This window comes from Micromonospora sp. ALFpr18c (genome assembly GCF_008868155.1).
GTDB lineage: Bacteria > Actinomycetota > Actinomycetes > Mycobacteriales > Micromonosporaceae > Micromonospora.
Genome location: NZ_WBKR01000244.1, coordinates 1 through 8,541 on the forward strand (window position 1 = coordinate 1; position 8,541 = coordinate 8,541).

At 72.1% G+C, this 8,541-nt stretch carries 9 protein-coding genes; 5 read left to right on the plus strand and 4 right to left on the minus strand.

Features of this window, described 5'->3' with window-relative positions; translation table 11 throughout:
• From F8271_RS28135 to F8271_RS28145, 3 genes are all read right to left on the minus strand, one after another.
• Window positions 1-289, minus strand: a 289-nt coding sequence (locus F8271_RS28135; protein WP_151492869.1) for a DUF222 domain-containing protein, incomplete at its 3' end; no start/stop codon positions are given.
• Between the two features lie 499 nt (window positions 290-788).
• On the minus strand, window positions 789-1,634 hold the full coding sequence (panB, locus tag F8271_RS28140; RefSeq protein ID WP_151492870.1) for a 3-methyl-2-oxobutanoate hydroxymethyltransferase: 846 nt from the start codon (window positions 1,632-1,634) through the stop codon (window positions 789-791).
• Window positions 1,635-1,792: 158 nt separating this feature from the next.
• The gene (locus tag F8271_RS28145) at window positions 1,793-3,550 is read right to left on the minus strand and encodes an NAD+ synthase (protein ID WP_151492871.1); all 1,758 of its coding nucleotides are present in this window, start codon (window positions 3,548-3,550) and stop codon (window positions 1,793-1,795) included.
• A 209-nt stretch (window positions 3,551-3,759) separates the two neighbouring features.
• On the opposite strand from F8271_RS28145, the gene glnA reads away from it, so the two are divergent.
• The 4 genes from glnA (at window position 3,760) to F8271_RS28165 (ending at window position 6,848) form a co-directional block, all read left to right on the plus strand.
• Window positions 3,760-5,109, plus strand: coding sequence for a type I glutamate--ammonia ligase (gene glnA / locus F8271_RS28150; protein ID WP_151492872.1), 1,350 nt, complete (start codon window positions 3,760-3,762; stop codon window positions 5,107-5,109).
• Between the two features lie 87 nt (window positions 5,110-5,196).
• Window positions 5,197-5,622: a DUF350 domain-containing protein gene (locus tag F8271_RS28155; protein ID WP_151492873.1), complete on the plus strand. Its 426-nt coding sequence runs from the start codon at window positions 5,197-5,199 to the stop codon at window positions 5,620-5,622.
• A gap of 45 nt (window positions 5,623-5,667) precedes the next feature.
• Complete coding sequence (locus F8271_RS28160) at window positions 5,668-6,360, plus strand: YafY family protein (protein ID WP_151492874.1); 693 nt, start codon at window positions 5,668-5,670, stop codon at window positions 6,358-6,360.
• 116 nt (window positions 6,361-6,476) lie between these two features.
• The gene (locus F8271_RS28165; RefSeq protein WP_151492875.1) at window positions 6,477-6,848 is read left to right on the plus strand and encodes a VOC family protein; all 372 of its coding nucleotides are present in this window, start codon (window positions 6,477-6,479) and stop codon (window positions 6,846-6,848) included.
• Between the two features lie 95 nt (window positions 6,849-6,943).
• Here F8271_RS28165 and F8271_RS28170 read toward each other — a convergent pair whose 3' ends face one another.
• Window positions 6,944-7,423: a hypothetical protein gene (locus tag F8271_RS28170; RefSeq protein WP_151492876.1), complete on the minus strand. Its 480-nt coding sequence runs from the start codon at window positions 7,421-7,423 to the stop codon at window positions 6,944-6,946.
• A 192-nt stretch (window positions 7,424-7,615) separates the two neighbouring features.
• Here F8271_RS28170 and F8271_RS28175 point away from each other — a divergent pair, with 192 nt between their 5' ends.
• Window positions 7,616-8,536, plus strand: a complete 921-nt coding sequence (locus tag F8271_RS28175) for a virginiamycin B lyase (protein ID WP_225854825.1) — start codon at window positions 7,616-7,618, stop codon at window positions 8,534-8,536.
• Window positions 8,537-8,541: the final 5 nt, after the last annotated feature.

The window sequence follows — 8,541 nt, forward strand, 5'->3', positions numbered from 1 at the left end:
GGTTGCCGGTGTCCAGCGCGGTGGCGAGGTCGACCAGTCGGCGGGCGGCCGCGATGGTGAGGTGCAGTCGTTCCCGCAGCCACACCGTGGTGGAGGAGGCGCCCTGCGCGCGGGCGGTGCCCCGACCATCAAGCTCACGGATCAGGGCCAGCTTCACGGCGGCGAGGCGCTGCTCCAGGCGGTGCGCGGCGTCCAGCGCGGCGATCAGCTCCTGCTCGGGCAGCGCCCAGGCGGCGGTGTCGGCGCAGGCCGCGATGGCGTCCTCTGCCTGCGTCAACTCCCCGACCATGACCCGAGACTAGAACAGGTGTACGACAAATTCAGTCACCAAGATCGATTTAACTGTCTTGGTTCTGAGGCTTGGGCGGAGGGGCCGACCGGTGAACGAGATGCCGTGCCGGTGGCCCCGCCGCGCCAGGTCGTGCCAGTCCAGGTCGCGCCGGCCTGAGTCTGAGAGCGGGCGATGCGACCATGCCGATAGGCGACCACGCCGCCGCACGGGCACACTCGGCACGCGGCGACGCCGGCACTTGGCAAGGCGGCGACGCCGGCACGCGGCGACGCCGGCACGCGGCGACGCCGGCACGCGGCGACGCCGGCACGCGGCGACGCCGGCACGCGGCGACGCCGGCACGCGGCCTGCAAGGCGCACGCGGCCTGCAAGGCGACGCACCCCGTAAGGCCAGCGCGGCCGGCAAGGCCACGCACGCCCCGGACCGCGGCCCGCAAAGGCGACGAAGCCCCGGTCCGCGGCCCCCGGACCGCGGCCCGCGGCCCGCGCCAGAACGCTAGAAGGTGTGTTCGGCTGCCGGGAACTCGCCGCTGCGGACCTCGTCGGCGAAGCGGCGGGTGGCGTCGGTGAGGGTGCCGGCGAGGTCGGCGTACCGCTTGACGAAGCGTGGCGCCTTGCCGGTACGCAGGCCGGCCATGTCCTGCCAGACCAGCACCTGGGCGTCGGTGTCCGGGCCGGCGCCGATTCCCACGGTGGGAATCGACAGCTCGTGGGTGATCTGCTTGGACACCTCGCCCGGCACCATTTCCAGCACCACCGCGAACGCGCCCGCCTCCGCGACCGCCCGCGCGTCGGCGAGTACCTCCTCGGCGGCGTCGCCTCGGCCCTGCACCCGGTAGCCGCCCAGGGTGTGCTCGCTCTGCGGGGTGAAGCCGATGTGCGCCATCACGGGGATGCCGGCGCCGACGATCGCGGCGATCTGCGCGGCGCAGCGGCGGCCACCCTCCAGCTTCACGGCGTGGCAGCCACCCTCCTTCATGAACCGGACGGCGGTGCGCAGCGCCTGGGCGGGACCTTCCTCGTACGAGCCGAACGGCAGGTCGCCGACGATCAGCGACTGTCGGGTGGCCCGCACCACCGCCCGTACCAGCGGAAGCAGTTCGTCCGCGGTGACCGGCAGGGTCGTCTCGTAGCCGAACACGTTGTTCGCGGCCGAGTCGCCGACCAGCAGCACGGGCACGCCGGCCTGGTCGAAGATTCCCGCCGTGTACTGGTCGTACGAGGTGAGCATCGGCCACCGTTCGCCGCGTTCCTTGGCGGCGATCAGGTCGCGGGTACGGACCCGCCGGGTGGCCGGGCCGCCGTACAGGGCGGTCACCTCGTTCGCGGTGGACTCCGACATGACTGTCTCCTTCCTCGAGGCCGCCTGCGCGGTCCCCGGGTTCCGTCGCGATCGTCGCACCGCGGGATGGGGTGGCGGCAGGGCGCAGTGGAAGATGTCACTCGGATGCGCGGAGGAGTGCCGGACCAGCTCAGCGACCCGGCACCCGATCCAGGAGATCAGCCGTGCTCGCGCCACCGATTGGTGATCGGCAGTCGACGATCCCGGCCGAACGCCTTCATGGAGATCTTCGCGCCCGGCGCGGACTGGCGTCGCTTGTACTCGGCGGTATCCACCAGCCGCAGCACCTTGTCCACCACCGCCGGGTCGTGACCCGACTCGACCAGCCCGTCGCGGCCGAGGTCACCGTCGACGTACCCGATGAGGATCGGGTCGAGGACGTCGTAGTCGGGCAGGTTGTCGCTGTCGAGCTGTCCCGGGCTCAGCTCGGCGCTCGGCGGCTTGCCGATCGAGTTCTCCGGGATGGGCGGGGTTTCGCCCCGGCGGGACGCGTCGGCGTTGCGCCACTTCGCCAGCCGCCACACCAGCGTCTTCCACACGTCCTTGATCGGGTTGAAGCCGCCCACCGAGTCGCCGTACAGCGTGGAGTAGCCCACCGCCAGCTCGCTCTTGTTGCCGGTGGTCAGCACCAGGTGGCCCTCCTGGTTCGACAGCGCCATCAGGATGACACCGCGGACCCGGGCCTGGAGGTTCTCCACGGCCACCCCGGACAGCGACAGGTTGGCCAGGAAGCCGTCCACCATCGGCTGGATCGGTTCGATGCGGTAGTCCAGGCCGGTGCGCTTGGCCAGGTCGGCGGCGTCCTCGCGGGAGTGCTCGGACGAGTGCTGGCTGGGCAGTGACACGCCGACGACCCGGTCCGGGCCGAGGGCGTCGACGGCCAGCGCGGCCACCACCGCCGAGTCGATGCCGCCGGAGAGGCCGAGCACCACCGACGGGAAACGGTTCTTGTTGACGTAGTCGCGCAGGCCGAGCACCAGCGCCTGCCACACCTCGGCCTCGTCGGCGACCGGCTCGATCAGCCCGCCGACGGCGGCCGGGCCCGGGGGCGTGGGCGGGACGCCGTCGACCGCGCCGCGTACCACCCGCAGGCCGTCCGCGATGGTCTCCGCGGCCGGCGGCGCGGTCGCGGCCGGCAGTTCGACATCGTGTACGAGAAGGTGCTCGACGAACTGCGGGGCGCGGGTGAGCAGCTCACCGTCGGCGGTCACGATCATCGAGTCGCCCTCGAAGACCAGCTCGTCCTGCCCGCCGATCATGTTGACGTACGCGATGGTCGCGTTCGCCTCGGCGGCCCGGCGGCGGACCAGCGGCAGCCGGATGTCGTCCTTGTTCAGCTCGTACGGCGAGCCGTTGATGTTGACCACCAGGCCGACGCCGGCCTGCCGGGCGGCGGCGAACGGACCGCCGGCCTGCCACAGGTCCTCGCAGATGGTGAGCGCGACGTCCACGCCGCCGATCCGCACCACGGTCAGCATGTCGCCGGGCACGAAGTAGCGGTCCTCGTCGAAGACGCCGTAGTTGGGCAGGTGGTGCTTGAAGTAGCGGGCGACCACCTCGCCCCGGTGCAGCAGCGCGGCGGCGTTGCGGGCGCCCCGCGCCGGCTCGGCGTCCCCGCTGACCTGCGGCGGCCCGTCGGCGTCCAGGTAGCCGACCACCACCGGCAGGTCGCCGAGGCCGTCCGCGGCGAGGTCGGCGGCGAGCTGCTGCAGGGCCGCCCGGGACGCGGCGATGAAGGACCGTCGGAAGACCAGGTCCTCGACCGGGTAGCCGGTGAGCATCATCTCCGGGAACAGCACCAGCTGGGCACCGGCATCGGCGGCCTGGCGAGTCCAGCTGCGGACCAGGTCGGCGTTGCCGGCGAGGTCGCCGACGCTCGGGTTGACCTGGGACAGGGCGAGACGCAGGGTGGGCATGTCCTCATCTTGCCCCAGCCCGGTCGGAGCCATCCGTACGGTAGCCGAGCGCCAGACGGCCTGATCTTCGACCGGCGGGCGGGACACGAGGGGACGGGCGGCGGCGGTTCGCGTAACGTCTGCGTAACCAGGCCCGGGAACACTGGGCGGTCAGGTCGGGTGCAGCCCGGCCAAGGCGGACAAAAGAGTTGTCGCGAGGGGTTGGGGAAGTGGACCGTCAGCAGGAGTTCGTCCTCCGTACGCTGGAAGAGCGGGACATCCGGTTCGTCCGGCTGTGGTTCACCGACGTGCTGGGCACGCTCAAGAGCGTCTCGGTGGCGCCCGCCGAACTGGAGGCCGCCTTCGAGGAGGGCATCGGCTTCGACGGCTCGGCCATCGAGGGTTTCGCCCGGGTCTTCGAGTCGGACATGGTGGCCATGCCCGACCCGACCACCTTCCAGGTGTTCCCGTTCGAAGGTGGGGTCAGCGGCGAGAGCGCCCGGATGTTCTGCGACATCCTGCTGCCCGACGGTGGCCCCTCCTGGGCCGACCCGCGGCACGTGCTGCGCCGCGCGCTGTCCAAGGCCGCCGAGAAGGGCTTCACCTTCTACACCCACCCCGAGATCGAGTTCTTCCTGCTGGAGAACGGTCCGCAGGACGGCTCCGTGCCGACCCCGGTGGACACCGGCGGCTACTTCGAGCACACCACCCACGCGGTGGCCCGGGACTTCCGGCGCCAGGGCGTGCTGGCGTTGGAGCGGATCGGCATCTCGGTGGAGTTCAGCCACCACGAGGTCGCGCCCGGTCAGCAGGAGATCGACCTGCGCTACGCCGACGCGCTCACCACGGCCGACAACATCATGACCTTCCGGCACGTGGTGAAGGAGGTCGCGCTCTCCACCGGTGTGCAGGCCAGCTTCATGCCGAAGCCGTTCACCGACCAGCCGGGCAGCGGCATGCACACCCACCTGTCGCTGTTCGAGGGGGAGCGCAACGCGTTCCACGACTCCGGCGACCCGATGAAGCTCTCCAAGGTGGCGAAGTCGTTCATCGCCGGCCTGCTGATGCACGCCCGCGAGTACACCGCGGTCACCAACCAGTGGGTCAACTCGTACAAGCGGCTCTTCCCGCAGGCGTTGCCGGACCGCATCACCGAGAGCCCGGCGTACGTCTGCTGGGGTCACCTGAACCGGTCCGCGCTGGTCCGGGTGCCCGCGTACGGCAAGCCGAACTCGGCCCGGGTCGAGGTCCGCTCGCTGGACTCGGCGGCCAACCCGTACCTCGCCTTCGCGGTGCTGCTCGGCGCCGGCCTGAAGGGCATCGAGGAGGGCTACGAGCTGCCGCCGGGCGCCGAGGACGACGTGTGGTCGTTGACCAGCGCCGAGCGGCGCGCCATGGGATACGAGGCGCTGCCGGAGAACCTCGCCGAGGCGATCGACGTGATGGCCGAGTCCGAACTGGTCGCCGAGGTGCTCGGCGAGCACGTCTTCGACTTCTTCCTGCGCAACAAGCGGGCCGAGTGGGAGCAGTACCGCCGCGAGGTCACCCCGTACGAGCGGCAGCGCTACCTGGCGCTGTAGGAGCGGGGCTGACGCGGTTGCGCGCTGCCGCTATCGTCTCGATCACCGCGCCGGTACCCCTCCGGGCGGAGAGTCGGGAGGCAGTCGGTGCTGGAGGATCTGCTCAGCGGTGCCTGGCAGAGCGTCGTGTTCGGGATCGTCGGCGTGGGCCTGATGGCGGCCGGGTTCGGTCTGGTCGACCTGCTCACCCCGGGGCGGTTGCGGGACCTGATCTGGGTGGACCGCAACGCCAACGCGGGGCTGCTGCTCGCCGCCAACCAGCTCGGCATCGCCGGGATCGTGTTCACCGCGATCCTGACCAGCTACAGCGACTTCGGTAAGGGGCTCGCCTCCACCGTGGTGTTCGGTCTGCTCGGGCTGGGCATCATGGCGTTGGCGTTCGTGGTGCTCGACCTGCTCACCCCCGGCAAGCTGGGCGAGGTCATCTGCTCGCCCGAGCCGCATCCGGCGGCCCGGGTCAGCGCCGCCACCCACTTCGGCTCCGCGTTGATCGTCTGCGCCTGCATCGCCTGAGCGCGGGCGCCAGAGGGTGTCGTACCCCGGTCGTAGCGTGCGGGAATGAACCGCACGGACCGGCTCTACGCGTTGGTCGAGGAGTTGCGGGCGGTGTTGCCACGGCCGCGCAGCGCCCGCTGGCTGGCCGCCCGCTTCGAGGTGAGCAGCCGGACCATCGAACGGGACATCGGCGCGCTCCAGGAGGCCGGTGTGCCGATCTGGGCCGAGCCGGGGCGCACCGGCGGCTACGTGCTGGACCGCGCCCGCACCCTGCCACCGGTCAACCTGACCGCGTCCGAGGCGGTGGCGATGGCCGTCGCGCTGCACCGGCTCGCGGGCACGCCGTTCGCCGGGCCGGGGGCCACCGCGCTGCGTAAGCTGGTGGCGGTGCTGCCGGCCGCCGACGCCGCCGCGGCGCACCGCCTCGCCGGCCGGGTGCACCTGATCGGCGACGGGCCGGCCACGCCCGTCCCGGCCATCGTCGCCGACGCGGTCTTCGCGCGGCGGGTGCTGCGCATCCGGTACGCCGACCGCGCCGGCGCGGACTCGGTGCGTGACGTCGAACCGTTGGGCTACCTGGGCAACTCCCGACACTGGTATCTGCTGGCCTGGTGCCGGCTCCGCGACGAGCTGCGGTGCTTCCGTACCGACCGGATCGGGAGCGTCCGGGCGCTGCCCGAGGTGGTGTCCCGGGAGCTGACCCTGACCGACCTCGACATTCCGCGCGAACGGGTCCGCGCGCTGAGCCTGGTGTGAGGGGCGAAAACTCCGGCGGGTGATTCGGAAACACCGACAGGACGGTGTCGCGGACGGCTCCGAGACTGCTCCGGACGACGGCCGAACGGCCGCGCGGAAAACTCTGGAGGCAGCGGATGTCCACGACGCCCATCACCTGGTTCGAGATCGGCACCGACCGGCCGGAGGAGGCGGAACGCTTCTACGGCGAGCTGTTCGGCTGGACCTTCGAGGAGCAGGGCGCGGCCAGCGGCGGGTCCTACCGGGTGACCGGGGCCGGCGGCGACGCCGGGATCGGCGGGGCGATCCGGGGGACCGACGGGACGTCGCCGAACTACGCGATGTTCTACGCCGAGGTCGCCGACGTGCCGGAGACCTGCCGTCGGGCCGAGGCGGCCGGCGGGAAGGTGCTGGTGGCGGCACGTACGACGCCGAGCGGGCTCACGTTGGCCCATCTGCTCGACCCGGCGGGCAATCACCTCGGCGTGTTCACGCCCCCGCCGGCCTGACACGCCGGGACCCGACCGGTGCCGAGCGGGCCTGCCGCAGGCCCGGGGGGCAAGCCTGGGGCAGGCCCGGGCGGGCCTGGGCCTGCCCCGGGAGGTTACTTGCCGGGCGTGCCGGCGGGGCCGCCGTGACCGCCCGGGCCGCGGTGGCCGCCGGGGCCGGGGAAGACGCCGGCCTCGACGGCCTTGGTGATGGCGTCGGCCTGCTCCTGGGTGAGCTTGCCGTCCTTGACTGCCTGGTCCAGCCGCTGCTTGAGGGCGGCCTGCCGATCTTCGGCGGACGGGCGCTGCGGCCGGTCGGCCGGGCGGTGCTGCTCGCGGACCTTCTCCAGCGCGGCGGTCACCTTGTCGGTGGGGACACCCAGCTCCTTGGCGAGCGCCTCGGCGAACTCGCCCTGCCGGTCGGCCGTCGCCGGGCCGGCGCCGGGGCCGGAGCCGTGGGCGGTGCTGCTGGCGCTCGGCGTCGGCGTCGGGGTGTCCGCGGCGAACGCGATCGTCGGGGCCGCGATCCCCACGCCGAGGACGCCGGCGGTGGCCAGACCGGCCAGCAGGTGCTTCCTACGGATGGTGCGGGACATGCTGTCCTCCAGAAGGTCGGTGATGCTGCGATGTCGTCACCGACGGTGACCGGTCAGCCTGGGCGCAACCCGTGGCGACCCTGTCAGCGGGCTGACAATCCGGGGCGTCAAGGCGGTCAAACCGGTTGCGTCGTCGCCGGACGAGCCGTCAGGGTTGGCGATCCACCGACGGAAGGAAGGACACCGCTTGTGATGACCGTCGAGATTCGGGAGATACCGCTCGCCGAGCCGGGCGCCGGCCCGTACGGCATCACGGTCGGCCCCGACGGCGCGCTGTGGCTGACGCTGGCCCATGCCGGCGGGATCGCCCGCCTGGGGGTCGATGGTGCGGTCCGGACCTACCCGCTGGAGCCGGCCGGCGGTCGCCCGTTGATCATCACCGCCGGCCCGGACGACGCCCTCTGGTTCACCCGCTCGGGGGACGACCGGATCGGTCGGCTCAGCGTCGACGGGGAGCAGCGCACGATCGCCCTTCCGGACGGCACCGGGCCGGGCGGTATCACCGCCGGACCCGATGGTGCGCTCTGGTACGCGGGGATGACCTCCGACACGATCGGCCGGGTGGGCACCGACGGCACGGTCACCGCGTTCCCGCTGCCGTTGGCCGGTGGTGTGCCCTCGATGATCACCGCAGGCCCGGATTCGGCGCTCTGGTTCACCCTCAACCAGGCGAACGCGATCGGCCGGATCGACCTCGACGGCAGGGCGACAGTGCACCCGTTGCCCACCGCGAACGCTGGCCCGGTCGGCATCACCCTCGGTGGCGATGGTGTCCTCTGGTTCGTGGAGATCCTCGCCGGTCAGCTCGGCCGGATCACCCCGGATGGCGACATCGTCGAGTTTCCGCTGCCGGACCGTGCGGCCCGTCCGCACGCGATCGTCGTCGATCCGGCCGGTGGCGCGTGGTTCACCGAGTGGGGCGCCAACCGGATCGGCCACATCGACCGTGCCGGACGGATCGAGAGCTACGACCTGCCCACCCCCAACGCCGAACCGCACGGCATCACGGTCGACGCCGACGGGCGTCTGGGTCGCCCTGGAGATCGGCGCGTTGGCCCACCTGACCCCCACCCGGACCAGTTGATCAAGAGGTTTGCGTCAGAATCCGGCTGAGAATG

Coding starts and splice junctions, on each gene's coding strand:
- F8271_RS28145 (WP_151492871.1), bottom strand. CDS start 3,550: ATGCCCACCCTGCGTCTCGCCCTGTCCCAGGTCAACCCGAGCGTCGGC.
- F8271_RS28170 (WP_151492876.1), bottom strand. CDS start 7,423: ATGTCCCGCACCATCCGTAGGAAGCACCTGCTGGCCGGTCTGGCCACC.
- panB (WP_151492870.1), bottom strand. CDS start 1,634: ATGTCGGAGTCCACCGCGAACGAGGTGACCGCCCTGTACGGCGGCCCG.
- F8271_RS28160 (WP_151492874.1), top strand. CDS start 5,668: ATGAACCGCACGGACCGGCTCTACGCGTTGGTCGAGGAGTTGCGGGCG.
- F8271_RS28165 (WP_151492875.1), top strand. CDS start 6,477: ATGTCCACGACGCCCATCACCTGGTTCGAGATCGGCACCGACCGGCCG.
- F8271_RS28175 (WP_225854825.1), top strand. CDS start 7,616: ATGACCGTCGAGATTCGGGAGATACCGCTCGCCGAGCCGGGCGCCGGC.